A 25,602-nucleotide genomic window follows, 5' to 3' on the forward strand; every position below is an offset into this window, starting at 1 on the left:
CTCCTAGTCCTTCTACGGGCGTTCAGTAATAAATCTTTCGCTCAAACTTCAAGCATAGTACTAGCTAACATTGCCACGTGGGTCCTTTCAACCCACGTGGCGATTCGGGGGAGGGCTTACTTATTTAGGCTCATAAGGCCTATTATTATACCAAACACTCCAAACAACCCTTGCCAACTTCCTAGCCAAAGCAACATACAACTTCCTACCTTTCAACCTATCCTTGTGTGTCTCATAAAACTTCAACAAAGTAGGGTTCCTAGAATAACTCCTCATTGCTAAAAAGTAGAACAAGCTACGCAAGTACTTATTACCCCTCTTGGAAATCCCCCTACTTACCACAGCCTTCCCGCTCCTCTCCACTACGGGATCTAAACCGCAATAAGCAACAAAGGACTCTGGTTTAGGAAAACGCTTAACATCACCAACAATACCAATAATAATACCAGCTGCAAGCTTCCCAACACCTGGTATCGTTAATAGGACGTGGTCTTGAGGGACTTGCCCTTCAATCATCCTCCTAACCTCCTTCAACCTCTCTTGAATCTCAAGGAGGTTTTTAGCCAAGATTTTGATCTCCTCAAGCACTATTGGCGTATATTCAAGTTGGTAGAGCTCTTCTCGTGTAAAATCTCCTTTCGCAAGTTTTTCCAACCTGTCCTTGCTTACCTTATCGTTATCGCTTACTAGGAATAATGCCCTCTTTAGCCTGTTCTTGTATTTCGTCTCTATGTCCTTTAGGAAGAGTGTTGTCATTTCCTTTAAGGGGTTGTAATCGTACTCCTTAGCCTTGTTAACCATGTTTTCTAATTTTTCTGCGTCGTAAAAATCTGTTTTCTTTCCCCTAAACTCCTTTTCCCTTGATAACACGTTTGGGCTGACTTGTAGTACTTTTATCCCTTTCTCCTTGAAGTATTGTGAAGGCCTTATTGCGTATACTCCGGTAGGCTCTAGGACTATTACGCAAGGTTTCATCTTGAGGATTTCCTCATAACCCTTCTTACTGTTCTCGTATCTTCTCACCCTCCCCCTGCTAGTTATTAAATGTTCTTTTGATATATCTATTCCTATTACCCCTACCTCTTTGTCACACCTATATTCGTGAATTTTATCATAATGTTCAGTCCGACGGTAGGGGTTAGTCACGCCCGTAGCCGAAGACTTTGCTTCAGAACTCACGTCGACCATGTTTCCCCAGTCGAGGAGAGTATTACTCTCCCCGACTAATAAACCTATATAGGTTTTCCCTTGTATTCTATTGATGTCCAGTCTATTGATATTTTTACACGTTTTCTTCCACCTAGTTCCTTAACGGAAATCGTTTTGATCACGTTTAGCATTTGGTCTATTACTTGTGGTTGTTCTTCCACGTAGTTTCTAACTGTTTGTGGTGATATGCCAAACTCTTTTGCCTTGTTTTCTACTGAATCTTTTGTTAGTGCTGCTGTTACAAGGCACTACATGCTGACGCCTCTAACAAACCTATGGGGATAACGAGTCTAGCGCGTCTCCCACGTCGAAGTCCTTGACATTAACTTCCTTACCCCTAGGAATCCTAAAACTCTTCTTGACAACTCCCTTGTAAACACCGTCCTTTATAACATGATAACAAATGCTTGCAAGCTTTCCGGCAAGAGCACAAGTAGCTTGAGTAACACTCTTCCCCCTAGCAATAAGCCTCTCATAATACCCTTTAAAAGGCTCAAGACCCCTAGCAACCTTGGCAACCAAGTAGAGAGCTCTACGCAAATACTTATTACCCCTAATCATACCGGAGTGAGACTCGCTATCACCACTCTGCTTAGTTTTGGGTGCAAAGCTTGCATAAGCCCTAGCAGCCTTAGAACTGGAAAAACGGGAAACATCACCGAACTCAGCGTAAATAGTTGCAGCACTAATCAAACCAATCCCGGGGATCTTACTCAACTCAATTACTGGTTTTGGAATCTTGGAAATTATCATATCCTCAACCTCCTTAATCATTTTCTCCAAGTTTTTTAACAGTTCAACTAATTGTTTTAACGCTAGTTTTTCCGCGTCGTTTAAGTTTCTCCCTAGTTTTTCTTTTAGTTCCTCCTTCTCTTCCTTGCTTAGTCCCTCCCCCTTTACTAGCTTTTCAAGTAGTTTTCTTCCCTTCTTGTCGAATGGTTGTATTTTATATCCCGCGAATTCTAATATTTTCCTTATCTCGTTCTTTACTTGTGTTGTCTTCTCTACTAAGCTTTCCCTATATCTCGTTAGTTCTCTTAGCTCCATTATTTCTCCTGTTGGTATGTATGATCCCTTGATTACTCCGGTCATGTGTGCTACTAGTAACCTTTGTGCGTCGAGTTTGTCTGTCTTTTTCCCTAGTATTTCTGTTAGGTGTAGTGGGTTTATTACTGTTACCTTGTATCCTTTTTCCGTTAGTTTTTCGTGTAGGTAGAAGTAATATATTCCAGTTGCCTCTATTATTCCTTCCTTATATTCTCCTAGGAATTTAATTAGTTCCTCTATTCCCTCGTTGTCGTGGTTGAATTCCTTTACCTCCTTGACGTATACTGCTGATTTTTCTTGTTCTACTACTAGTTCTCCCTTTGCTGCTGTTAGTTTGCTTTGTGAAATATCAATTGCGAAGGCCTTGTTTGTAACTTTTAATTCCATGCTTGTGTATTACGCGTTTCTCGAGATATTTTTTGTTCTCATAATACCTTGTTTTCTTTGCATAGTGTTAAGTGTTTCAGCCCCTAGAGTATTTTGTTACAACCTCCTACTCGGGGGTTTTTATCCCCTCTTGTTAGATCGTTCTAGGGGCTTCACAGCTAGCCTTGTAGATGGGGTTTTATCCCCATGTTTTCTATGAGCTTATGTTGTTTTTCTCCTTACTTGTTTATTTCCTTTTCTCTTGTAATACTTGGTTTTATTCGTTCTCTTGTTTTGCGTGGATTGCCCCGTAGGAGGAGGAGTGTTTTCTTGACTTCTTCTGCCCTTCTTCCCTTGAAGTTTATGATGGAAAATAATTTTTCCTCGATTTGCACACGTATTTTAGGGGAGATGTAGTCTGGTGTTGTCAAGTGTTTCTCCCCTAAAGTAATACCAGACTACATCTCCCTTAACTTTTTCTCTAATTACAAAATTTTCTGGGTTAGAAAAAATTATACAATGCAATTATTTTTGTAAAATGAATTTGGGGTCTAAGGTTACATTCTGTAGGGATTGAATAAAAAATATCGTCAGTAAGAACTGTAATATATTTTTTACTTTCTAATTTTATTTTCTTATCTAAATTTAACAAATCATAATTATTATAATCTAACAAAGAAACATCTTTAGAATTAACCGTAGAGTATATGTAATTTGCTAGGGAAGATTTTGCGGAGCGTAATGGACCTACTATACAGAGATTATTACCTTCAAGAATAATTGACTTCCCCCATTCAGCTAAATCTACGAAAAAGGGTTCTATATCAGCTATATTCACTTTATCTCCTAACGGTTTAATATCCTTTTGACTAATGATTTTCTCTGCACTAGCGGGCAGAAGTCTTAATGCGGAGTCAAGCCTGTAATATATTAATTCTTTCCACGTTTCACTTAACTCGCCCCATGCCTTTTTAAAATCTATATCCCTAGGTAAGACTAGTCCTAAAGCATAAGTTATGCTATCCTCTTTACTTATATCTATTTTAGGAAATGAGGAGTACAATCTCTTTACTCCTAACACAACCTCTAAGATCTTATCTAACTTACCTTGCTTATATAACTCGATTCCTTCATTTACTAATTTAGGTATGATTGTAAAATAATTTGGCATGGCAACAGTTGAGTACATTAAAATTTTAGATATTACCTTATCATCCTTTATACCATATTTATATATCCTCTTAATAGCATCTATATTCTTCATACTTACTGCATTTCCTCTAAAATCTAGACAAGGAGATTGAAGAGATAGTGTATTAACTATTGATACTTTACCTAATAAGAGGTCTATTATGTAAGTTCTTCCTTCTATTATACCCCTTCTAATTTCCTTATATTTTATTTTTCCACTCATTTAACTCATCAACACTGTTGAATTTTTTAGGCAATTCAATAAATTGTATTCCCTCATTTTTATACTTATTATAAAATTTATTTATCAGAGTAGTTTTGCCACTAAAAGGTAGACCTCCTATAAATACCTTATCTTTATCGCTAAGCATCTCTTCAATGTGCTTTGCTTTGAAAATTCTCCTCATTTAAAATTCATGTTTAAATATAGAATTAAAGCATTATGGTTAGGTAGTTTAAAGAGTTTTGCAACAAAAGACGATATAAAAAGATTATAAACTATTATTACAGGTTTAGGTGCAAGGTGGGGACTATTAAATGAAGAAGCTTTTAGGCAAGGCGTATATGAGATTATAAAGTCTGAGGGAATGGTTGTCAGTAAGGAGCTACTATACGATAAAAATGGGGAAGTTTATGGAGAGCCATCTGATGTCGAATATGATTTAATAGTAAAGGACGGGAACATAATAATGATAGAAATAACTTCAGCTATAAAAAGAGGAGATCTGCCTGTAATTAAGAAAAAGAAAGAATTTTACGAGAAAAACAGAAACGTTAAAATATCTAGAGTAATAGTTGTAACACCTTTTATACATGACAAATATCCAGGTAAACTAAAGGCAATGGGAAAAGATATGGAATAGATATAATTAATCCGTAGATTGTCACGCCCTTATGGAGATGATATCGTGACGAGAATTCAACATCTCTTCAACAAGTAAAGCTATGGGAAGCTCTGTTACTTTCAAAGGGTAAATATTAATGTTAACGAAATCATATCCTCTTTCATGTAGGTCATCTTCCACAGTAGAAAAAGCCTCGATAGTCTCGTAATCTTCAGCAATTCTCATGAATATAAATGATCGAATCCAGCTATTTATATCATTTTATAATTGTCGGAACTCGTTCTTAAAAACATAAGTTATTACCAAAGTGTAGGAAATTAAGAGAATTGACGCAGTTACAACTACTTCCTTCTGACCAACGATTAAACTTAAGTACGAAAGCGTTAAGTTTCCCAAAGTATTGAACGCGCTTCCTAAAGTTGCAATAAAACCGTTATATGATGCAATAGATTCCTTAGGTATTCTCATTTGGATTATCGGTGATATAAAGGAACCGTAAAGAGTAAGTAAAAGCCAGAATAACGCTATGTGAATTATTGAAAAATTGACCGGAGTAAACAATAGGGAAAAACAATACAACGGCAGTTACTAAACCCCTAAACAATAACACAACGGTGAGAATATTGCCTTCTTTATACTTCTCTGTGACGAAAAGAGAGATTCCGCTATACAATAGAGAAAGTGAGTAATAGATAGTGTAGTTGAGGAGGAATGAAGAGGTTTAGTAAAAGAAGATTAGGAAAACCGGCAAAATTCCGTTTATAAAATTACCTAATATTGTATCAATAAAGGAGAATAACACAATCCCTCTCCTTCTGGATAACGGAGAAGGTTAGAGAGAAAACTAACTTAGCATTTCCAGTCCCTTTAGGGTATTTTATGAAAAAGATTATATTGGTTAACATCCAAACTTTTACAAAAACTAGAAAAAATCTGGACAGAAACTAGCTCAATAAGTATGAGAGGAAAGTCTTTGCTATGAGAAAATTTTATTTTCTCATTTTGCCACTTATCTATAATGAAGATTAGGGTTAGTATTATAAGTTTAAAAGGAGGTGTAGGGAAGACAACAATAGCATTGAATACTGCATTATATCTTTCCAAGAGATATAATGTGTTATATATTGATAAGGATCTACTTTCCATGGGGTCTTTAATTTTAGGATTTAATGGTCTTGGTTTCCATAAAGCAATAGTAGAAGGTTTAGGCAACCAGCAATATGAGTATAAGGTTAATAACAACTTAACGTTATTTAAGTTATATAGTGAACCTGTAAATGAGAAAGAGTTACATGATAAGATGAAAGACATTGGTGAAAAAGCTAAAAAAGCTTACGTTGATGTTATATCGAAGGGCTATGATGTAATCATAGTAGATTACGGTAGAATTTTCAGAACTAATGATCCATTAGTGTATGACGAATACGAAATGTTTAAGAAAAATTTCCCTGACTATCTCATAGCTACAGTAGGAATTACTGACGCCATTAGGAATGATATTACAAATGTCGTAAAATATTTTTTAGATACAATAAATGGAACTAAAGCAAAACCCCTCGCTTTCGTAATTAACATGGTACCTCCGATAAGTGATATTCAGAAAGAAATTGGCCAAATGGCTAGAGAAATTAGTGAGATTGTAAAATGTGATACACTTATCATTCCCTTTAACGAGAAGTTGGTACAATATAGCAATATAGGAGAAGTGGAAGAAATGCAGAAGTTGGGAAAATTAATAGAGGGAATTTTATATTAGAGATAGCATTCATACTCATTAATAAAAATGTTGTCGACACTCGATAACCAATTAAAAGGGCTATATTACGTTAAAGGTAAGGACTTCGAAATAGATTTTTATGACGAAATTAACTCACGTCTGCTGCAAGTGACTTACGCTTCAGATAAGATCGAAGAGAGGGAGATAAGATCTCTTCTAAAGGCTGAGGAAATGTTAAGAACTAAGGAGTTAATAGTGATCACTTACGATATTGAGAGCGAAGAGGAAAGGGAGGGTAAGAAGATAAAACTCATCCCCTTATATAAGTTTTTATTGACCTGATTTAGGTAGTCTTCTTTATTTATTATTATGTTATTACTCTTCATCGACTCTATAGCTTTAAATTACCATGTATTAAAAAACACTGAAGTATTAATTAAGACAAATCATCATATACTTTTATGAGTGTATGTGTTCCCTTTTCTCCTAATCCTTTAGCTACTAGGGCATTATAAAGTTGTAGTGTTAGTGCTGTACCAGGTAAAGGTACATTTAACTTATTTGCCGTTTCCAATACGTACTTTAGGTCTTTCTTTAAGTGTGCAGCTCTAAATCCTGGTTCGTAATCTCCTTTCATCATTTTCGGCATATAGTATTGCACAGTAAAGGAGTTGGCAGCACCCGTGGATAGTACTGTGAATAGCTTTTCCATGTCTATTCCCGCCTTTTTAGCTAATGCCATTGCCTCTGCTACCGCTAACATGTTTATTCCAACAACTGTCTGATTTAATAGCTTGAGCATTTGCCCATTGCCTACTCCTCCTGCATGAACTATTGTCTTTCCCATGGCCTCAAATATGGGTTTAACCCTTTGAAAAATCTCATACTTTCCCCCAACCATTATCGTTAAGGTGCCTTCTCTTGCGCCTTTATCACCTCCAGTAACTGGGGCATCTAAGAACTCAATACCGTACTTGGCTAATCTCTCCGCGAAGTTTCTTGCGTATTCTGGTGAATTTGTACTCATATCAATAACGATTAAGCCTTGATGTACTCCTTGAATCACACCATTAGGTCCAAAGAGTACTTCCTCAACGTCTGGTGCATCGGTAACCATATCTATTACTACATCTGATTTCTCAGCTACTTCCTTTGGCGTATTTGCGATTGGTATGTCAAGTTTTGCGAAGAGTTCTGTCTTACTTTTCGTTCTGTTATAGACTATTAATGGGAATCCAGCTTTGTGTATCCTCATTGCCATGGACCCTCCCATTATGCCTAGTCCTATAAAACCAACTCTCATACTTGACTCCACCGCTTAATAATATTGGTAATAGTCTCTAAAGCTTTGTGGTTGAGAAAAGGTCTCTATTTATGTATTGTATTTAATAGATGTTGTTGTATTGCTTTGTTTAATGCTTCAACTTCCTTAGACGTTAGACTCATCGATTTTCCTTAAATTCGAAGAGAAGCGTTAAATTAAAAGTAAGTTTCACGTTAGTTTCGGTAAAATTGAAATAATTTATAAGGTAGAACCTAAATAGATAAGCCCTCCCCTCAATCACCACGTGGGTTGAAAGTGCCTACGTGGAAATGTTAGCTGAGACTGTGTTTCAAGTTCGATCGAAAGATTTATTACTTAGCTCCACACTCTGCTTTTAATTAAATATAAATATTGTTATATAAATGTCAAAGCAATCCTACCCAAAATAGTTTTCCTACACGTTTTAGGCCTAGTCTTTGTACACTCCAAAAATCCCTCCTCTTCCATTTCACTAACTTGTTTTGAAATAGTTGATAAAGTTTTTTGAAGCCTATCAGCCATTATGCTAATCTCAATGGAGTTCTCGAACTTAAACAGTTTCAAGATCTCAGCCTCACTATCAGTTAGCCTTCTAGGAATTTCCACTGGCAATTCGTACTTTTTGGACATATCCTCTGTATAATTGAAAACCCTAACGTTTAGCCCAAACCTTTTAGCTAGCATTGCGTAATAGTACAAGACGAAGTTAATTATCCTCATCCCACCAATCAAGTAAAACTCCAAGTTATTTTTACCAGATAATTCATTGGCAACTTCATAGAGGATTTCTGCGAAGTCCTTGTTAACGTCAACGTACTTCCACTTATACTTCACGTTTATAATATCTAGAAACTTCTTCACGTCATTTAATGCATTATCTGCTTGCTTCCTCCTAAAGTCGTCAATGTTAAACACTCCAATGAGAACTACCTCATCAATGTTATCCCTTCCCCTTTCCGTTATACTTCTAACTATGTACTCTGAGGTAAAGCCTAATCCAAATACTAGTGTATTCCCTTCCACAGATATATTATTTTATAATAAGTTATAAGTTTGACGAAATGTGAAAAATTAAGGCGTAGTATTTGCGCCATAACTTCTCTCTTTTGATTGTATAAAGTTGTTACTGTTGTTATAGTCTGTAACACTTTTACGTGACTACTCGTTATTTTTAATCATTTCTAATCCCCTTAATGCTATTAAGTAAGCCGATGCCATATGCCTATTAAAACCCTTATCCTCTCATTAATTCTCGCATCCTTCTCTTCCTCATAAGCTTGAACCAAATCTTGCATTGTTCAATTTGGAAATACCAGTCTATAAACTTTTCGGAATACTAACGGTGCCCAGAAGTATCGGATGGGGATTATTGGTTACACTTCCTATGATTATGATAATCTACTGTTTTTATCCAGATCATTACTTGTTATATGATATCATTCTAGACGGAATTTTAGTAGGCCCTTCTCACATGCTATTAGACGTATTCACAGAAAGGGAATTTATGTTAAGAGGAATGAGAAGTGGAAAAGATTTGCTCTAGCACACTTCTCCTATGATAATCCTGCATTAAAAGAGGTTAGAGATCATGATCAAGATAATAAGTGAGACCACAAGAGAATATGATGCTAGAAGAGTTGCATTTAGCACAGAAATCCCTAGGATATAAAAAAAACGTAACCGCAGGACTTGCACTTAATGTAAGGAAGTTTTTCCTTCTTCATAAGACTATAACGCTTCTACGTAACTACTAGTTATTTTATTACAGTATTATTTATTATTTTAATAATTATTGAATTTTATCTTAACTTTAAAGTAAATATTTAACGGGAAATTCCACAGCTGTTAATTTAAACCATAACTATCTATTAAGTTCATAAGAACCATATTACAACGCTATTAAGCTTTTTAACTGTAGTATCACCAGTTACTGTAGTGACTACAGTTGTTATTCGATCTTCACCCTAAGCAGAATAGAGAAGAATTATTCGGAAGGGACTATGAAATAGAATATGTTATAAACCAGATACTCTCGGGAAACTGGGTTATAATAGGCGGTCAAAGAGAAATAGGTAAAACTAGCCTAATGAAAGTTGTTATTAACGAGCTTAGAAAAAAGTATGGTTTTAAAGGGATTTATGTAAGTTTAAGGGGAGTTAGAAGCTTAAATTCTTTATTGAATTTAATAATTTTAGAATTAAACAAGAGTAAAACTCAGATAAATTTAAGAGTTAGTATTAATTTTGTAGTAGGTTCTGCGGGAATTGAGTTAAAGAGAAACGCTAAGGCAGCCAATAGTCTAATAGAATTATTTAATTCTATTCAAGAAGAATTTGTTATAGGAATTGATGAGGTTCAGGAAATATCTAAGGCTAGTAGGCAATTTTTGGATGTTTTAGGTAACGTTTTTTCAACAAACCCTAAAGTCAAGTTCATCTTTACTGGCTCTTATGTGGGTGTTACAAAGACTCTAATTAACCCATCTGCTTCATCTCCCCTTCATGGTAGGCCACCAGCTCTACTTAACCTTAAACCTTTTAATGAGGAGTTATCTAAGGGCTTTTTAAGGAAGGGAATGGAGGAACTTAACGTTAGATTTGATAAAGAAAATGAGGTTGTGAAAAAGTTAGATGGAATAGTAGGCTGGTTAACACTATTCGGCAATTTTTATGCTATAAGAAGGATGGACTTTAAAGAAGCCTTAAACTTAACGCTAGAAGAGGGAAAAAAGATAATGATAGAAGAATTTAATCATTTCTTAGAGAGCAAAACAAATAAGCAACTTTATCTTATAGTCATGGAAACTCTCAAGTTCGTAAATAGATGGAAAGACATAAAGAGAGGCGTTGAAATAAAGATGGGAAAAGTAGATGATAAGGAATTAAGCTTAGCTTTAGATGCTTTAATTAATGGTAATTTCGTAACTAGAGGAGAAAGGAGAGAGTATACAATCACAGATCCCATATTAAAGGATATCGATTTCGAAAAGCTTTCATCTCGAAATGCGTTTATTTAAGTTAAGATGCGCTTAAACTCTATTTAGCTTATTTTTCTAAACTAGGGACTACTTCAAAATAATGAAAGCCTAATCAATTCTAAGATTAACTCAGTTTTGTATAATAATAATGATAAAATCTCTTTTTATTTGTAATCTTAATAAAGTGTTTAGAAAAATAATTATAACTTTAATGAAACTTAACACTTCTGATCAAAGAATAATCACGTTTTTGTCTTTCTCTAAATAGTAGTAAATCTGATAGTTTTCTAGCTTTTTAATGGTAGCGATTTTAAACGGAAAAAAGGCTAATGATTTTTCGAAAACACTAACGTTAAGTTACTGTAAAGTACCCTAAGACAGTTTGGTTGAGATAGTCAACAGCTTCTACAGTATAAACCCCCGGTTGAAAGAATGTAAACTTTCCCCCAGATAATGAACTAATAGAGTTTGTTATCCAACACCCGTTAAGAGAAGCTGAAATTTCAGCATTTAACGTTGCTTGTACTCTTCCGTTGTATATTAATTGTACTTGGTCGCTCAACGGTAATAACTTATACTGTGTAACTGCATAAATAAGCGGGCAGAAATAGGTTCCCGGTTCATAAAGTGATAAGGGTTTAGCTAAAGATATATTAGAGGTGGTATAATATCCTTTGAACACTTTTAACCCTACAAGGACTTGAGAGCCACATGGATATGGAGACGGAAGAAGAACACTGCCATTACTCACATTTACGTAAATCGGTTTTGTTCCATTGTAAAATAGTTCTACTATAATTCCAACCCCTTCCCCTGGGCTTATTTTTGTTGTATTTAGCTTAAGATAAAGATGAAGGTCTCCAGATGAATATTGGGCTATACGTTCCTCATTAGAATGTGTTTTTATAAATAAATTAGAATATATAGTGTGGGCAAAAAACAAAAAAGTAAACATAGATGCTAAAACAATTGTAATTGCTAAAAATGGATATATCAACCTCATTAAGATCTCATCTACTGATGTCCATTTAAATCTATTCCAACTACTGATTAATAGTTACTTGAGATATTTTATAGAAAATATAAGAATGGTTTTGTTGATATGTAGTTTGAAATTTTTTACTTCATACTGCTAGAAATTACATAATAAAATTTAGAATATTTTTCTTCTCTTAAACGTCTTCTTAATATTATCCAGTTCTTAATAAGTACTATTCACTAGACCTGAAATCCTCTTTACATTTAAGATTAATGAAATTTTGAAAATCAGTAAAACTAATAAATTCTCCATATTAGATCTTAAGTTTGCCTCATTCAATTTACTAGTTCTACAAGGGCTTAACGATACTCATGATTAATTAATTTTTAATATTTTAATTTCTTATTTTCAAGGTAGTCTTAAACTTTGGGCGTTTTCCCATAAATGTTATCAGAGCTGCTTTTTGACTTATAAAGATTTGTGGAATATTGCTACACATGATTAAGGAACAAAACTTGTGGTGGATTTCTCCAGAGTTAATTAAAGAGAACAAATATTATAGAAAGTATCAAGAATCAAAAGTGAAGCTGGAGGTTACGCTTCCAGCGTCTCTTGAACCTTTATCTTTGAATTTCTTATTTGGCTCAAGGCAGGTAGGAAAGTGAGTCAATACTTTTGATAAAAACTGTTAGAGATAAGTTACAAACCTAAGTCTATACACTTTTTGTAACTAGCCTAGTTTTGATTACTTTTAATACCATTAATACAAGCTGAGGTTAATGGCTAAAATTAAGCCCTAACTCTATATTCCTAATTCTCTCTTAAGTTTATACGTATAATCTTCTAATAGTACCATATTTCATTTTTAGTGAATTTTTTAACTATTTCTTTTAGAGCTTTATTTAAGCCAAGTTATTATTTAGTTCGTAAATGGGAATAGCTATGAAACTCTCTTCTCTATTTCTGGATATGTTAAGATTAGATAATTTTTATTTATTACTAAATTTCCATAAAATAGTAAGTCCAGATCTATTGTCTTAGTAGCTTGTTTTGGGGCCTTATTGTTTCAACGCCGGTAATAATAGTATTAAGTATGGGTTACGGTGCGGATGGTCAAATCTTGACAGCGTCAATTTGGGAAATTTTAGTCGGTCCATTATACATTTTATTAGACGTATTCACAGAAAGGGAATTTATGTTAAGAGAAACGAGAAGTGGAGGAGATTCGCAAGGGATTAATAATCATCACGTCGTACTCACCCATCAAGCACTTGGCAAGATTAACGTGATAAACTCTAGTACTCTCAATACCTACTTTACAACCCTTAGACAAGGTCTGCCTTATCTTCTCAAATCCTTGCCTATTATTCGGTAACTCGTAAAATCCACCTTGAAAATACACTACTAGTTTGTCTTTTGTATATTATTTGGTGCTACTGGGGCCTCCAAATTTTATGTTTTATTCGGGCTTTAAGCCCAAGGAAGTCAACGGCCTACACCCCAGTCAGATCTGTGTAATATAGATCTACTAATATATTTTATATAAGAGGCATGGCATGTAATGCCTATATAGAACGCCACACTCGTTGGGGGGGGGGGGAAGAAGGGTTATGGCGTTAGGTGGAGGATTGAGTCCTTGTTCTCTGCTGTGAAGCGTACTTTTGGGGAATCCGTTATAGCGACAAGTTTTTTAGGGCAAGTGGTTGAGGCCAAGTTCTGGGCTTACGTGTGGATGGTTTATTTAACGAATTCTGTAGCCGGTAGGGCTCACGGTATTAGGGTATAAGCTTGAGAAGAATATTGAAATAAATATTAATTACTAAAAAATTCTCAGTGCAACATATCATGCTTATGAAATAAACTGAAGAGGTAAACAAAGCAATTTTCAAGTAAAAGTTTTTACTCCTGAAGCTTCTTAACCCTATATAAATTTATTACTGAACGTCCAATTTTTTGTAAGGGCTGGGTAGTTCACTAATACAAGTAATACTTAATATCTGCTAAAAATGATTTTTAAAGCTGGAACTGAATATTATAAATATGCCAATTATAGTCAGGAAGGTTCATAAAAAGGCTGATGGTAGCACTATTTGGATAAGAGTAGGAGAATCACCCCCAGTAATAAAAGATGGAAATGTAATTGATGGTGGGTTTTTTATAAGAATCGGTGACGATAAAAGTGATAAAATAATTAGATTATCTGACCAAGAAGCTTTAGATATAGCATATAGGATAATAGAGGCTTATAGGAGGCATGTTAGGATTTTCACCAAACTGGACGAGCTTTCATATGAACAGTATAAGAAAAGTAAGGAAGTTGTAAAAGATGAAGAAGAGGATGAAGAAGAAATTGAAAAGATAGAAGAGAAAAGGAATTTAACTCCGGACAAAATTGAGGCTGAATTGATAGATTATTTAACAGCTGCAGGAGGAGAAACAACCTTAGATAAGGTTAGAGAAGATTTAGGAGAAGAATATGCTGCATACTTAAGAACGATGAAAAATAAGGGAATAATAATTGAGGGAACTAGAGTTAAATTAGGTAAAAACTTTAAAAATACTTAGACGATGAGGGTTTCTTCTCATAAAGTTATCTTATTTTTGAATAATTATCTGTAAACTTATACATAGATTTATTCAATTATTTGCACTTGGGATGCTCTCTCAACTGTTTTTCGATAAATTCTCTAACTCCTTAAGTCATCCTCAGTGTAAATATCTTCAATATCAAATGGATGTTCACTAATTTCTACTTTAGGAAATTTGTCTTGAATACAACATACAAACATAAGTCTTAGCATTTTCCATGCCTTCTTTGCTTCTGCATTAGATGTAGTTACTAGTCTCACTTCATCAATGTTTTCTCCCTTTCTTACTTCTTGAACCCCATCGCGACGACTTGCTCCACGAGGGCCTTCACGATCTCTTCCTTAGTCATCCCCTTGACTTGAGTGACGAAGGCCAGTAGGAGCACTTTCCCATTAAACTTTGTCGTCGCAGTTGCGTAGTTCCAGGGGCTACCAGTTATAGTTGTGGTAGCAAAAGGTGAAAAATAATGACAAAAAGTAAAAATAACCCCGGAAGGGGTAATACCATAAGGGAGAGTAATACCATGAAGGTAATGGAAGAAATAAGAGAAAAGATAAGAAAGGCAATCAAAGAAGGAGTTAGCCTAAGGGAAATAGAGGAGATAATCTTGCAAGAGGCCATGATGGAAGAGAGGGAAGCCTACCTAGAAGTTGAGGACGACCACAAGAACGGGACCTACTTCAGATATCTGGGAACCGGAGACGGAGTATTAAGAGAGCATCCCAAGTGTAAATAATTCAATAAATCTATGTATAAGTTTATAGATAATAACTCAAAAGAAAGCATAAACTCTTGAGAAATTTTGAATTTTCACTTGGAGTAAAATCTTGAGTAATACTTAAAGGGGACCGGGAAGACGTAGTACAAGGATTGGGAGATATGAAACCTTGGATAGAATACTACAATCTCCCGGTCCCCTATGATAAACTATCATCAAGGCATAAAACTCTTTTGAAAATGCACTACATACTAATCACCTCAAAAGCACTATCATCACTAGACCTATACATACTTAGAGTACTCATCGTCATGATAATATGGCAATGCTCCTACAGAGATGTAGAAGCATACTATTACACGGACATTGTAGTAAGATGGTTTCTAGGAGAACGCAAGTCAAAATCCGAAAACCACAGAAGGGCAAAGAAACTTAGGGGAGAAATAAAGAAAGCATTCAAGGAATACGCAAAAGAACTTGAGGAAAAGCTAAGCAAACTAGAAAACTACTTGCCAAGTAGTGCCTTATACGGCAAAGTTAACAAACTCTGGGCAATAGATTCCAACATAATCGAAGTACCCTTCGGAAAGAGAAACAAGGAGACATTAAAGAAAAAGCTAGAACTCAACTTGAGACAAGGAAAGTTTAGGGAAGCAGCAAACTTAATTTACTACTATATGAGGGCTAAGATTCATCGTAGATTTAAGGGTGAGTTTGCGAAGAAGAGGGGTAGGAGTTTCTTCGGCTTCAAGGTTTTATATGCTATTTCCCCAACCATGATTCTTCACGCAATTCAAGTTGAGTTTGCAAACTTTCCCGATAATAAGGTTGGTTTTGGTATGAGTGGTTATAAGGTTGTTGATAGGGGTTTCTTGGGAATGCCCTCAACTTGGATAATTGGTTTTTCTAGTTTTAGACGTTATGTTGAATTCTTTGGTATTTTCTTGAAGAGGTATTGGAGACCTTACGCTATTAACAAGGATATGGTTGAGGTTTTTGTTTACGTTATTGGAATAATTTACAATTCCTTGATTTACACTTCCGTGTTAGCAAAAGTTCCGCAAGAGGAATTTGTCAAACTCTCTAGTTAACCCTAGGCTAGGGTTAACTAGAATAATATGGGGTATGTTTGAAATTCATTTTTTCTCAACTATAAGTTATTTTATATTACAATAAAATATTAATCTTCCCTCATATTGAAAGATATAATTGACTTCTATTCTCAACTAGTTATAATATTGTTTTTCTATCACATTATATTTATTGAATTATTTGCATTCTGGACACTCTCTTAAGACTGAGAGTACCGAGAACCAGAAAGGGTGGCTTCAGACCCAAGATCCTTCCGGAGAAGTACGAGAGGACCAGCCCAGATTACGAGGACTTCCTCCAGCAGCTCGTTCTATCAGGCATGACTCCAAGTCAAGTCAAGGCCGTGTTAGCAGCCAAGGGAATACCGTATAGTGAGATCGTAATGAATCGGGTTGCCGAGAGAATATCCAACAAACTCAAGGAATACAAGAGCCGCGAACTACCTCACGATCTCCTAGCCCTTTACATCGATGTGAAGATCGTAAAGGTCAGAATCAGCGAGTCGATCATGGAGAGAGCCATTTACATTGCCATAGGAGTTGACTTAGAAGGGAATAAGTTCGTCTTGGACTACGAAGTTAGGGATAGGGAGGACTTGGACGGTTGGAAGTCCTTCTTGAGCGGACTCGTAAGCAGGGGAGTCAGCAGGGTTGACGTAATCGTGAGCGATGACTTCTCTGGACTCGATCGCGTCGTGTCCACGCTCTTTCCCTCCTCTCAACACCAGCTCTGTATAACACACATGGTTAGGAACCTCATGAGGGTCCTCCCAGACAAGGAGGAACTAATGATTAGAGTTAGGGATCTAAAGTCCTCCAGGAAGGTGGAGGAGGGAAGGAAGGCTATATTGTCCCTCAGCCAACTTGTCCAACCCTTTTCTCCAGCCCGAGCCAAGAGGCTTCTTGACGCTGCTGACAAGTATTGTTCCTTTCTCAACTTCCCCAGGGAGATTAGACACTACCTCTACACTAATAACACGTCGGAGAGTTTCAACTCGACCCTGGCTAGGTTCGAGGAGGAGCTCGGAGGTTACTTTCCCTCTCTTCGCTCCTTGGAGGTCTATCTCTACGTTTCGATCCATGAAAGTAATTCGCGTTGGAAGTTCAGGCCCATGTCGGTGATAAGGCATTACTCATATCATCTCAAACAACTCCACGCTTCAAGGTTCCAGGTGAGTCTTGATGAAGACTTTTAACCTTCTGCTTACATATTTTCTCACACAACTATACCCAGTAGCCCCGTTCCAAGAGTTTCCCTCCTCCGAACTCCCGAGCCCTCCCACCGGTCTCCCGTACCAGGTCTTGGTTGTCCAGTCTATTGAGACGTCTATCTCCTTTACCCCCTTTAATATCTCCAAGGATATCTTCCTGGCGCTTTCCAAGAGTTTCTCAATAACTTCCATCCCTTGCTCCTCCACGTAATTCCTCACGGTCTGTGGAGACACGCCATACGCCCTCGACTTGCTTTCCACCGAATCGTTCCATAAACACGCTGCGATGAGGGTTCTCGCCACCTCTTCCCCTTTCTTTCCCTTGAAGTTCAGCATGGAAAGTAATTTATATCCTATTTGTTGTAAGTTGTTTTGGTGAGGGAGTACCGGTGTTACCATCTCACTTACTCACGTGGTAATACCACATCTCCCTCACCTTAAACCTTTCTTCAATTGAATTCTTTATACTCTTATAAATTTCTTTATCTTTTATAAATTCGATATTATCCTACCAGAAATATTTTTTCTAACATGATTTTGGGTCTACCGTACTAGGTAAAGAAAAGACTCTATTGCTCTCCATGGTGATGTACCTAAAGTAGCTACTAGTTTAACCATGTTATGAATTAAAAGTTAATTAAATATTTAATTTTACTGTTTTTTACCTCTACCTCTGAGGAATAGTACTAAACCAACTAGCAACACGATTACACCGATAATAGCTAGAAAGAAACCAAGGCCAGTATATAATGCAACGTTTACCAATGAAGACGCTAATTCTTGACTTAAAACGTATTTCACTGAAATCGGAGTAGTGAGGTTATTTACCATTATAGTATCGTATTTAGGACTTAATAACGCTATTACATATCCCTTTTCTGCAATTTGTGGTACTGATTGGTTCGTCCCATTTATTTCTTGTAATATCTTTAACACTTGTCCAGAGCTCGTATTGTAAAGCAATATAGACAACTTAGTGGGGACACCTAAATCTTGTGATGTCCCCGGTTGTAAAGTAGTTGGAGTTGCTTTACTTATTGAGTTAATCACTTTAATGAGTCCAGATGATGCTAAATATCCTCCAATAAAGAACAGTGCAATGCCTACTATTAGTATTATTACCCCTACTATCAGAACTGTTTTACCTATAGCCATAATTTAAAAAGTTAAAGGAAACTATTAAGTCTTTTCAAAAGTTATACCACGTCTAAAGGATTAGTGGACACGAACTCGATATTCTTTATAACGTATTTGCTAGCACTTACACTACCGAAACTCTTCAGCTCTTTATGAACCTCGAATATAACTATCGAAGGATCACCCAATTGATATAAGCTACCAGGATTTATTGCAATAGTATCGCCTATTTTATCCATTGAGGTACTTTCATGAACGTGACCGTGGAGTGAAATAAGCGGTTGGAATTCGGTAATTAAATCAAGTACTGCTTTTGAACCAACATGAGATTTCCTTAAACCAACCTTTGCGTTATCCAATTTAGTGTTTAAAGGAGGCATGTGAAAGTTCATAATTAATCTTTCCTTATCAGCATCCTTAAGTAGAGATTTACCCTTTATGTATAATTCAGAGTCTGGGATTTCCCTATATGAATTTCCTATTGGAGAACCATAACCTAATGAGACTATCTGAATTTCCTCCAGATTTATTACATTTTCATTGATCGGTTTACCCCCATAATTCTTAAGAATAGACTCAAGTTGTAGAATATCACCATGTGCTGAAGACCAAAATACCCTTTCTAAACGAAACACTTCATCTGCTATTTTAACCCATCTTGACATTTGCTCAGTTACTTTTTCACTAATTACTTTCTCCAGTTTACTCTTATCGCTCTTTATATCCTCAATTACCTCCTTCTTATCTATTACTATATATTTCCCAGACCTTAACGCATCTTCATTAAGGTTATTCAAATTAACCTTCTTCCCGTTTAGAAAATACTTTCCTCCAACGTCCTCTACAAACATTATCTCTTTAGCCATCAATCCCCCACTTACGATGAGAAAGTCGACTTTCCTAGCTTTTGCAATATTTAGTGACCTCTTAAATGAGTACTCTGACCCATGAACATCGGTAAAGAATCCTATCTTAAATTTAAAGACCATCTTATCTTAAATTTGTAATTACAAATTAAAAAATTAATAGTCCTTTTTCTCCTTCTTTTCCATTACTTCCAGCAAGTAAACCCACGCTAAAAAACAAGGATCCACTTGCTGTTTTTTCTTTCCCTCACTCACTTTGAAACCCTCCTTAGGAAGTTTTTAACTCTTTCCCATGCGTCTTCAGAGGCCTCTTTATTGTATGAACGTCCCCTATCGTTAAAGAACGCGTGATAAGCTCCGGGATAAATTTTGAGCTCTAAATCCTTCTTATACTTTATTACAGCGGAAATTAGATCTGGTAACCCAGCATCTATGGGTGGATCCTCTCCAGCATATAGACCTAATATTGGCCCCTTTATTTTCTGAATTGTCTCCAATGGCTGGGGATTCCTGCCATAGAAAACTATTGTCCCATCTAATGGTACTTCAGTTGCTAACTGAAATGCTAAACCCCCGCCCATACAGAAGCCCATACTAACTATCTTTTTAACACCTTGTGAGCTTACATACTCATAAGCCTTAATCGCGTCCTTTATCATCTGTTCCTCTGTCTTTTGTCTATTTAAAACCAATAACTCAGCTACTCTTTTGCCTTTTTCATCTAACGCTGACATTATTTGCTGATAAGAGTTTGGATCATTCCTCTTTTCTGGTGGTATATTCCATACTTTCATCATTACGTTCTGGATGTTCTCTTGATTCAGAACGTCCTCATTTCTAGTGTATAATTGTGGAGCAAGTGCCATGTAACCCTCGTTTGCCAACCTTCTTGAAATGTCTTTTATATTGTCGTTAAGACCCCATATTTCATGTATTACTATCACTGCCAATTTAGGATTTTCTGGAGAAGCTAGGAAAGCCCTTATTTTAGCACCCTCTGAATCGTAAGATATTTCCTTTTCCATATTTACCTTTACCGGCAAATGGTTTAAAAGTTAACTATCTATTTTTGTTAGATAAAAAAAAATAAGTAACTTTAAATTAAGCCGGAATATAGCAACAAATCATAAACCATTGCATATGCATTATACGTTCCAGGACCAGTGACGTAGTTCCATCCATAATGGGCTGGGAATGGATTATTTCCACTAGTTATTGGTATCCAAGCTACCTTACCTACAAAATTACCTAGTGGAGATTCTATTATACCTTGATATGAAATGTGATACAATGCAAAGTTGAGTGCACCTAATCTGGTACCCGCTAAGGAAACCATTGCAGCAGTCATAGGTGCTGCTCCACTAGTTCCATACCATACGAACAATTGACCGTTGAATACTAAAGGTAAACCGAAACCGAATTCTGGAATATTATAACCACCAGCAGATACGAATGCGATATCTGGATAAGTCCTAACTACAGTAGGAGTAAATGGAATCAGTGAAGTTATCTCGTAACTTTGTGCTGGATAAACTACGCTATTACCTCCAGTACTATAATCCCAGCCACTTATTTCCACAATACTGCCATTAGATGATGCATTAAGGAATACTCCACCAACTGACGTTACATAGGGATCTGACTCAGGGTACCATATAGTATTATATGTTCCTATATGGAAATTAGGAGGAGGATGATCACTTTCAAATCCCCAATCGCCAGAGGCCGCCAATACGGAAATTCCTTCTGCAGCTGCTTGCATCATTATATTATGAATCATATATAGCATTGCAGGGTAATAAGCTGCTAGGAAACTTTCTGGAACCGTTACAGAGATTGAAATAACATTAGGATTTATGTAGTTAACCATGTAATAGTACTCATAATAATAGTTTAGTAAATTGCCCACTAATTGAGGACCACCCACATAGCCGTTGCTGAAGACTATCGTAATGTCAGCTGCTGGTGCAAAGGCACCAGACCATTCTGCATCTAACTCGTTTTCGCCAGACTGACCTCCAGTAGTGACATTACCAAAATATATAACGTTTAAATGACCAGTTCTAGGTATACCATAAAGTTGCCAGAACAGATAGATATCTGATACATTTATAAAGGACTCAGGAACTCCCTCAATCGCGATGTTACTACCGTTGCCGTTGTAATCGTGTTCATAGGCCATGGTAAAGTTGAAATACTTCCCTATTGTCATTGGTGAAATTATGGCCTTTGAAACTAATCCACTTTGAGCTTTAACCATATCTAAATGCCACGCTTGTTTTATCACGTTAACTACCTTGGGATCTAGACTATCTATCCCAACTACTCCTAATACGTATTTTCCAACGTTGTATGGTAATGAGGGAGTTACATTATTAGAGTAGTAGTAAAATGGTCCAATATCCTTAATTCCTAGCAGACCAAACCAGTAGAGGTTCTTAAATGGATAGTAGTAAACGTTAATGTAAGTGTGAAATGCATTCTCTACGCTTCCCACGGTTCCATTAAATACTAGTATTAGACCATAATTGCCTAAAAATTCTAAGTTATAGGATTTTAGATAGCTTATTAGAGAATTCACATAGGATTTTGAAGGATAGTAGTACTCCCTAAACTGAGATGGAGTAAGCCATTTATGAAAGTGTGACGCTTGGAGGTAAGTTTCGTTAAGATATGATTGTAGAGAAGGTAAATTAGTGAAATTTAAGAGAACTGCTATGTATAGTGGTTGGATGGTGTTGAGAGGTTCTACAAATTCTGATCCTGGAACTATTGAGTATTGTGGAGAAGATGTTTGTATATAGTAATATTGTTCTTGACTTTGCGCTATAGTTGCTAGGAAAGTCGTAGTACTTAGAACTAATATCAGAAGTAACATTAACAACCTTTTTAACATTACATTTTCACTTTCCATAATATGCTTTATCAATCATTTAATATAAACTTTATTCATATTTCAATTATTGTTGATGAACAACATATATTGAATCCCAGAAGGACTTCTCGTAGTACTGAATAGTGTAAGCAATCCTTCTAAGTCTATCAACTTGGTAATCCTCAACTAATTTAACGATCCTATCCTCCAACTCCTTATAAGAACCTCTGAATGCATCAAAGAATCCCGTCTCCCTAATCCCAAATCTCTCCTTTATCATATCCCCAAATCTAGTTACAACATTAGCCCATACTGGTAAATTCACAATTCCAGCAAATAGGAACTCTGAGGGTTTCGCGTAATTAGCTAACCAGGATAAATAGTGAGTGTAGCTTATAGCTTGAGGTGATACATTATATAGTAATGGGTCCTTTACCTCAATTCCCAACTCATTCATCAGTTTTACTAACTCCTTCAAAGCAGCATAATCTCCATCCACTAATATCTTAAATATATCAAGCTCCTCCATATTGGTACTCTTGGATAGACCTATTGCTAATGACCTTAAATCGTGGTTTACAATGTACCATTGGTTTATAACGAAACTATTAACTACCTCCTTTCTCAACACCTTCTCCTTTAATAAGGGGTGATTGATTATTTGCCCATTTAATCCTTCTAACTCTTTTCTTATCTGTTCTAGTATATTCATAACTATAAATTACAAAGCTAGATTATAAATCATTTTATAAGTTGCTTATATCTAGCCATAATAAATTGCTCCTTCACAGCAGCTAGATAAATTTTTATGTTAGTTAGTTAACAAACAAGCAATGAGAAGAATAGACGTATATGATCTATTAATAGGAAAGGGTAATTATGTAGATGATATATCATATAAGGGAAGATATGCAGTATTTATCAGAAGTCCATACCCCCATGCGAGAATAGTTAATATCAATAAAGAAGATGCAGAAAGAAGAGGTGCACTAGTTCTAACTGGTAAAGATTTAGTATCTAGAAGGGTTGAATCTGGCGAAAGAGAAGGAGCTAGTTTAACAATTCCATTGATGGCGATAAATAAGGCATTATACGTTGGTCAACCAGTAGCTTTAGTTATTGCAAACGATCCTTATGAAGCTACGGATTTAGCAGAATTAGTTCAAGTTCATTATGAACCGTTAGAAGGTATAGGAAGCATCGAAAAAGCACTACAGAACAAAGTAGTAGTATTTGAGGATTTGAAGACAAACGTAGTAAGAGAACAAACCTTTGAGTTTGGAAAGATTAATACGCAAGGTAGGCACTTAGAATTAGATTTATACTGGTCTAGAAGTTCTGGAAATCCAATAGAACCTTATGGGGCAATTATAATTCCAACAGATGATGGATTGACCATAATTTCGAATCAGCAAGCAGGGAACGTAGTATCCAATGAAATCCAGAAGGCATTAGGAGTTAAAGTAATCCATAAGAACGCTAGGCAAGGAGGAAGTTTTGGTGAGAAGTTCTCTCTAGTCAGATATTTGACAGTATTAGGCTTTGCAGCGTTAAAGTTTAATGTACCAATAAAGTGGATTGAAACTAGAACTGAGCATTTGATGGCATCAAACGGAAGTGGACCAGAAAGGAAATTCAAAATTCACGCCTATTATTCCTCTGATGGAAGAGTAAATAGTTTAGATATCCACATATGGGAAGATGTTGGTGCCTCTAGAGACGCTGGCCAACCCTTTAAACCTTTAGGGTTCTTAACGGGACCATATAAGATTGGAGGTATAAGATATACTGGAACCTTAGTTGCCACAAATAAGAACCCAGCTGGAGCATTTAGAGGTGCTGGTACGCCACCTCATACATGGGCACTGGAAAGAACAATGGATGCTATAGCTGATGATTTAGGTATTAGTAAGGCTGAAGTGAGAAAAATTAATGCAATAGATATCTTTCCCTATGATACTGGATTTGCGTACTACGATTCTGGAAATCCGAAAGGCTTACTAGATTTAGCATTATCAAGAAATGACATCTTTGCATTGAGGAATAAGAACACTGGAGTAGGCTTAGCATTATCAACTGATCCCAGTACGCCTTCTGGTAGTGAGAGAGTGAAAATTAAGGTTAAGAATAACAAAGTTGTAATCGGTTTGGGATTCGGTCCAGAGGGTCAAGGCAACGAGCATTCAGCAGTAGTAATGGCTTCAAGACTATTAGGAATAAGCCCAGATGACGTTACATATGAGATTCTAGATAACACTGAATTACTAACATCCTTTGGACCTGGAGGAAGTAGAATGGCGATTTACACTTTTGGAGCAGTTTCTGGAGCGGTAGAAGAGTTAAAGGCTAGATTGAGGAGGAAGGCTGAAGTTATCCTAAACGATAAGGTCGTTGACTATAGGGATGGGTACTTTATAGGAGAAAATGGAGGAAAAGTTAGAATTACGTCACTTGAGGGAGAAGAGGTTGACTTCACTTACACATTGCAAGGTAAGTATAGATTCAATGCCTATCCATTCGCCTGTGATTTGGCAGTAGTTAGAATTGAGGACGGTAAGATAAAGCCAATAAAACACGTGGTTTACATTGACCCTGGAACTCCAATAGATGAGGATTTAGTAAAGGAACAAGTAATAGGAGGTACTGCAATTGGAATTTCTCTCGCGCTATACGAACGTTACGCATACGATGATAACGCTAACTTATTAACAACCAACTTAGCGGACTACGGAATGCCAACAGCTGCTGATTTACCAGAGATAGAGGTTAACATAGTTCCAACTCCTTCTCCCTCAACTCCTTATGGAGCTAAGGGAATAGGGGAAATTCCGGTTGGAATAGCTGCAGCTGCAGTCACTAGCGCTATTGAAGACGTTATAAAGAGAAGGATAAATAGAGTTCCAGTAAGCCTAGAAGGCCTTTTTGAATAAGCGCTTTAATTCATTTAAATTTATTTTTGAAACACGAAGAGGTAAACCTATGAATGTAATTTTCGATGTATTAAACGAGATCCATGGGTTTTTTGGTGCACTGTGGGCAGGAGCAGCACTACTTAACTTCTTAATTAGACCTCAGGAAAAGAGGCAATTTGAGAGGATAGGGAAATTCTTTCTGATAACGTCAATTATTACAATAATAACTGGGATAGTAATTTTTGCCTATATTTACCTAGCCCCTTATCAAGGGAATCTATTCCTAGTCGCTGCAATTCTACGTTCAAGTTTAGATATTAGGATAAGGGTCTTCCTAAACTTAGTAGGAGGAGCTTTTGGGTTATTGGCGTTTGGGGCAGGGATTGTTATAAGCAATAGGATAAGACTTATGATACGTTTTAAGGAGGGAGATACCAGGGTATTGGAATTAAGAAAGAGCGTAAGCAACTTATCTAAAATAAGCTTGATCTTCTTACTCCTCTCATTGGCAATGATGATACTAGCTGGTTCAATAGCACAAGTTATAACTTAGAAAGGAAGAAATTCAT

At 36.2% G+C, this 25,602-nt stretch carries 26 protein-coding genes and 9 pseudogenes; 14 read left to right on the forward strand and 21 right to left on the reverse strand.

From position 1 onward, the window contains the following. Positions 1–120: 120 nt before the first annotated feature. The 7 genes and pseudogenes from YN1551_RS12410 to YN1551_RS17745 all read right to left on the reverse strand — a co-directional run bounded on the left by YN1551_RS12410 (position 121) and on the right by YN1551_RS17745 (position 4,220). Positions 121–1,188 carry an IS110 family RNA-guided transposase gene (locus YN1551_RS12410; RefSeq protein ID WP_012717995.1) on the reverse strand — a complete coding sequence of 356 codons (1,068 nt, stop codon included), beginning with the start codon at positions 1,186–1,188 and terminating at the stop codon, positions 121–123. 44 nt (positions 1,189–1,232) lie between these two features. Further along, positions 1,233–1,370, reverse strand: a complete 138-nt coding sequence (locus YN1551_RS17735; protein WP_080513590.1) for a hypothetical protein — start codon at positions 1,368–1,370, stop codon at positions 1,233–1,235. 3 nt (positions 1,371–1,373) lie between these two features. Then, positions 1,374–1,442 (reverse strand): annotated as a pseudogene (locus YN1551_RS17910) (DUF4322 domain-containing protein); the annotation flags it as partial. A 40-nt stretch (positions 1,443–1,482) separates the two neighbouring features. Continuing rightward, on the reverse strand, positions 1,483–2,643 hold the full coding sequence (locus YN1551_RS12415; protein ID WP_012715521.1) for an IS110 family RNA-guided transposase: 1,161 nt from the start codon (positions 2,641–2,643) through the stop codon (positions 1,483–1,485). A 218-nt stretch (positions 2,644–2,861) separates the two neighbouring features. Further along, complete coding sequence (locus YN1551_RS17740) at positions 2,862–3,053, reverse strand: hypothetical protein (protein ID WP_238527847.1); 192 nt, start codon at positions 3,051–3,053, stop codon at positions 2,862–2,864. Positions 3,054–3,124: 71 nt separating this feature from the next. Further along, positions 3,125–4,036, reverse strand: coding sequence for a hypothetical protein (locus YN1551_RS12420; RefSeq protein ID WP_048052373.1), 912 nt, complete (start codon positions 4,034–4,036; stop codon positions 3,125–3,127). Further along, positions 4,014–4,220 (reverse strand): nSTAND3 domain-containing NTPase, encoded by a 207-nt coding sequence (locus YN1551_RS17745; protein WP_048052059.1) that lies wholly within the window; start codon positions 4,218–4,220, stop codon positions 4,014–4,016. The genes YN1551_RS12420 and YN1551_RS17745 overlap by 23 nt, the downstream gene beginning before the upstream one ends. Before the next feature lie 96 nt (positions 4,221–4,316). Here YN1551_RS17745 and YN1551_RS17750 point away from each other — a divergent pair. Beyond that, positions 4,317–4,397: pseudogene (locus YN1551_RS17750) on the forward strand (DUF3782 domain-containing protein); the annotation flags it as partial. A gap of 3 nt (positions 4,398–4,400) precedes the next feature. Further along, positions 4,401–4,676 (forward strand): hypothetical protein, encoded by a 276-nt coding sequence (locus tag YN1551_RS17755; protein ID WP_012952332.1) that lies wholly within the window; start codon positions 4,401–4,403, stop codon positions 4,674–4,676. A gap of 21 nt (positions 4,677–4,697) precedes the next feature. On the opposite strand, the gene YN1551_RS12435 is transcribed toward YN1551_RS17755, so the two are convergent. Both YN1551_RS12435 and YN1551_RS12440 read right to left on the reverse strand, forming a co-directional pair. Continuing rightward, a complete protein-coding gene (locus YN1551_RS12435; protein WP_012715589.1) occupies positions 4,698–4,883 on the reverse strand; it encodes a hypothetical protein in 186 nt (61 codons plus the stop codon). Between the two features lie 36 nt (positions 4,884–4,919). After that, the gene (locus YN1551_RS12440; RefSeq protein ID WP_048052374.1) at positions 4,920–5,237 is read right to left on the reverse strand and encodes a hypothetical protein; all 318 of its coding nucleotides are present in this window, start codon (positions 5,235–5,237) and stop codon (positions 4,920–4,922) included. A gap of 439 nt (positions 5,238–5,676) precedes the next feature. Here YN1551_RS12440 and YN1551_RS12445 point away from each other — a divergent pair, with 439 nt between their 5' ends. After that, the gene (locus tag YN1551_RS12445) at positions 5,677–6,414 is read left to right on the forward strand and encodes a ParA family protein (protein WP_012717996.1); all 738 of its coding nucleotides are present in this window, start codon (positions 5,677–5,679) and stop codon (positions 6,412–6,414) included. 27 nt (positions 6,415–6,441) lie between these two features. Beyond that, a complete protein-coding gene (locus YN1551_RS12450) occupies positions 6,442–6,717 on the forward strand; it encodes an ATP-binding protein (protein ID WP_048052375.1) in 276 nt (91 codons plus the stop codon). A gap of 94 nt (positions 6,718–6,811) precedes the next feature. Here the strand turns inward: YN1551_RS12450 and YN1551_RS12455 are convergent, their stop codons facing one another. Both YN1551_RS12455 and csa3 read right to left on the reverse strand, forming a co-directional pair. Continuing rightward, positions 6,812–7,678 (reverse strand): NAD(P)-dependent oxidoreductase, encoded by an 867-nt coding sequence (locus tag YN1551_RS12455; RefSeq protein ID WP_012713009.1) that lies wholly within the window; start codon positions 7,676–7,678, stop codon positions 6,812–6,814. A 375-nt stretch (positions 7,679–8,053) separates the two neighbouring features. Further along, positions 8,054–8,701: a CRISPR-associated CARF protein Csa3 gene (gene csa3 / locus YN1551_RS12460; RefSeq protein WP_012715585.1), complete on the reverse strand. Its 648-nt coding sequence runs from the start codon at positions 8,699–8,701 to the stop codon at positions 8,054–8,056. A gap of 316 nt (positions 8,702–9,017) precedes the next feature. Between csa3 and YN1551_RS16805 the strand changes: the two are divergent. Together YN1551_RS16805 and YN1551_RS12465 are read left to right on the forward strand one after the other, a co-directional pair. Beyond that, positions 9,018–9,286: pseudogene (locus YN1551_RS16805) on the forward strand (DUF1286 domain-containing protein); the annotation flags it as partial. 337 nt (positions 9,287–9,623) lie between these two features. Next, the gene (locus YN1551_RS12465) at positions 9,624–10,694 is read left to right on the forward strand and encodes an AAA family ATPase (RefSeq protein WP_012717998.1); all 1,071 of its coding nucleotides are present in this window, start codon (positions 9,624–9,626) and stop codon (positions 10,692–10,694) included. A gap of 313 nt (positions 10,695–11,007) precedes the next feature. Here the strand turns inward: YN1551_RS12465 and YN1551_RS12470 are convergent, their stop codons facing one another. Further along, on the reverse strand, positions 11,008–11,658 hold the full coding sequence (locus YN1551_RS12470; protein ID WP_012717999.1) for a hypothetical protein: 651 nt from the start codon (positions 11,656–11,658) through the stop codon (positions 11,008–11,010). Between the two features lie 473 nt (positions 11,659–12,131). On the opposite strand from YN1551_RS12470, the gene YN1551_RS16815 reads away from it, so the two are divergent. Beyond that, positions 12,132–12,299, forward strand: a complete 168-nt coding sequence (locus YN1551_RS16815) for a hypothetical protein (RefSeq protein WP_012718000.1) — start codon at positions 12,132–12,134, stop codon at positions 12,297–12,299. A 563-nt stretch (positions 12,300–12,862) separates the two neighbouring features. Here the strand turns inward: YN1551_RS16815 and YN1551_RS16820 are convergent. Then, a pseudogene (locus YN1551_RS16820) lies at positions 12,863–13,083 on the reverse strand (IS110 family transposase); the annotation flags it as partial. Positions 13,084–13,234: 151 nt separating this feature from the next. Between YN1551_RS16820 and YN1551_RS16825 the strand changes: the two are divergent. After that, a pseudogene (locus tag YN1551_RS16825) lies at positions 13,235–13,420 on the forward strand (IS5/IS1182 family transposase); the annotation flags it as partial. A 254-nt stretch (positions 13,421–13,674) separates the two neighbouring features. Next, positions 13,675–14,199, forward strand: coding sequence for a hypothetical protein (locus YN1551_RS12480; RefSeq protein WP_012713004.1), 525 nt, complete (start codon positions 13,675–13,677; stop codon positions 14,197–14,199). A 122-nt stretch (positions 14,200–14,321) separates the two neighbouring features. Here YN1551_RS12480 and YN1551_RS17185 read toward each other — a convergent pair whose 3' ends face one another. Together YN1551_RS17185 and YN1551_RS16830 are read right to left on the reverse strand one after the other, a co-directional pair. Further along, on the reverse strand, positions 14,322–14,483 hold the full coding sequence (locus tag YN1551_RS17185) for a hypothetical protein (protein ID WP_187146879.1): 162 nt from the start codon (positions 14,481–14,483) through the stop codon (positions 14,322–14,324). Between the two features lie 29 nt (positions 14,484–14,512). Further along, positions 14,513–14,656, reverse strand: a pseudogene (locus YN1551_RS16830) (ISH3 family transposase); the annotation flags it as partial. 33 nt (positions 14,657–14,689) lie between these two features. On the opposite strand from YN1551_RS16830, the pseudogene YN1551_RS12490 reads away from it, so the two are divergent. The 3 genes and pseudogenes from YN1551_RS12490 to YN1551_RS12500 all read left to right on the forward strand — a co-directional run. Beyond that, positions 14,690–14,938: pseudogene (locus tag YN1551_RS12490) on the forward strand (IS256 family transposase); the annotation flags it as partial. 164 nt (positions 14,939–15,102) lie between these two features. Beyond that, positions 15,103–16,032: an IS5/IS1182 family transposase gene (locus YN1551_RS12495; protein ID WP_012718001.1), complete on the forward strand. Its 930-nt coding sequence runs from the start codon at positions 15,103–15,105 to the stop codon at positions 16,030–16,032. A 191-nt stretch (positions 16,033–16,223) separates the two neighbouring features. After that, positions 16,224–17,228 (forward strand): annotated as a pseudogene (locus tag YN1551_RS12500) (IS256-like element ISC1332 family transposase); the annotation flags it as partial. Positions 17,229–17,264: 36 nt separating this feature from the next. Here the strand turns inward: YN1551_RS12500 and YN1551_RS12505 are convergent. The 6 genes and pseudogenes from YN1551_RS12505 to YN1551_RS12530 all read right to left on the reverse strand — a co-directional run. Further along, positions 17,265–17,642 (reverse strand): annotated as a pseudogene (locus tag YN1551_RS12505) (DUF4322 domain-containing protein); the annotation flags it as partial. A gap of 252 nt (positions 17,643–17,894) precedes the next feature. Next, on the reverse strand, positions 17,895–18,398 hold the full coding sequence (locus YN1551_RS12510; protein ID WP_012713002.1) for a hypothetical protein: 504 nt from the start codon (positions 18,396–18,398) through the stop codon (positions 17,895–17,897). Between the two features lie 41 nt (positions 18,399–18,439). Further along, a complete protein-coding gene (locus YN1551_RS12515; RefSeq protein WP_012713001.1) occupies positions 18,440–19,369 on the reverse strand; it encodes a metallophosphoesterase family protein in 930 nt (309 codons plus the stop codon). A 128-nt stretch (positions 19,370–19,497) separates the two neighbouring features. After that, positions 19,498–20,271: a dienelactone hydrolase family protein gene (locus YN1551_RS12520; protein ID WP_012713000.1), complete on the reverse strand. Its 774-nt coding sequence runs from the start codon at positions 20,269–20,271 to the stop codon at positions 19,498–19,500. A 71-nt stretch (positions 20,272–20,342) separates the two neighbouring features. Continuing rightward, positions 20,343–22,160 carry a S53 family peptidase gene (locus YN1551_RS12525; RefSeq protein WP_012718004.1) on the reverse strand — a complete coding sequence of 606 codons (1,818 nt, stop codon included), beginning with the start codon at positions 22,158–22,160 and terminating at the stop codon, positions 20,343–20,345. Between the two features lie 46 nt (positions 22,161–22,206). Next, positions 22,207–22,833: a thiaminase II/PqqC family protein gene (locus tag YN1551_RS12530; RefSeq protein ID WP_012712998.1), complete on the reverse strand. Its 627-nt coding sequence runs from the start codon at positions 22,831–22,833 to the stop codon at positions 22,207–22,209. 121 nt (positions 22,834–22,954) lie between these two features. On the opposite strand from YN1551_RS12530, the gene YN1551_RS12535 reads away from it, so the two are divergent. Beyond that, on the forward strand, positions 22,955–25,051 hold the full coding sequence (locus YN1551_RS12535; protein WP_012718005.1) for a xanthine dehydrogenase family protein molybdopterin-binding subunit: 2,097 nt from the start codon (positions 22,955–22,957) through the stop codon (positions 25,049–25,051). A 49-nt stretch (positions 25,052–25,100) separates the two neighbouring features. Beyond that, on the forward strand, positions 25,101–25,586 hold the full coding sequence (locus YN1551_RS12540) for a hypothetical protein (RefSeq protein ID WP_012712996.1): 486 nt from the start codon (positions 25,101–25,103) through the stop codon (positions 25,584–25,586). Positions 25,587–25,602 lie beyond the last annotated feature (16 nt).

This window comes from Sulfolobus islandicus Y.N.15.51, assembly GCF_000022485.1.
In the GTDB taxonomy this organism is placed as follows: domain Archaea; phylum Thermoproteota; class Thermoprotei_A; order Sulfolobales; family Sulfolobaceae; genus Saccharolobus; species Saccharolobus islandicus.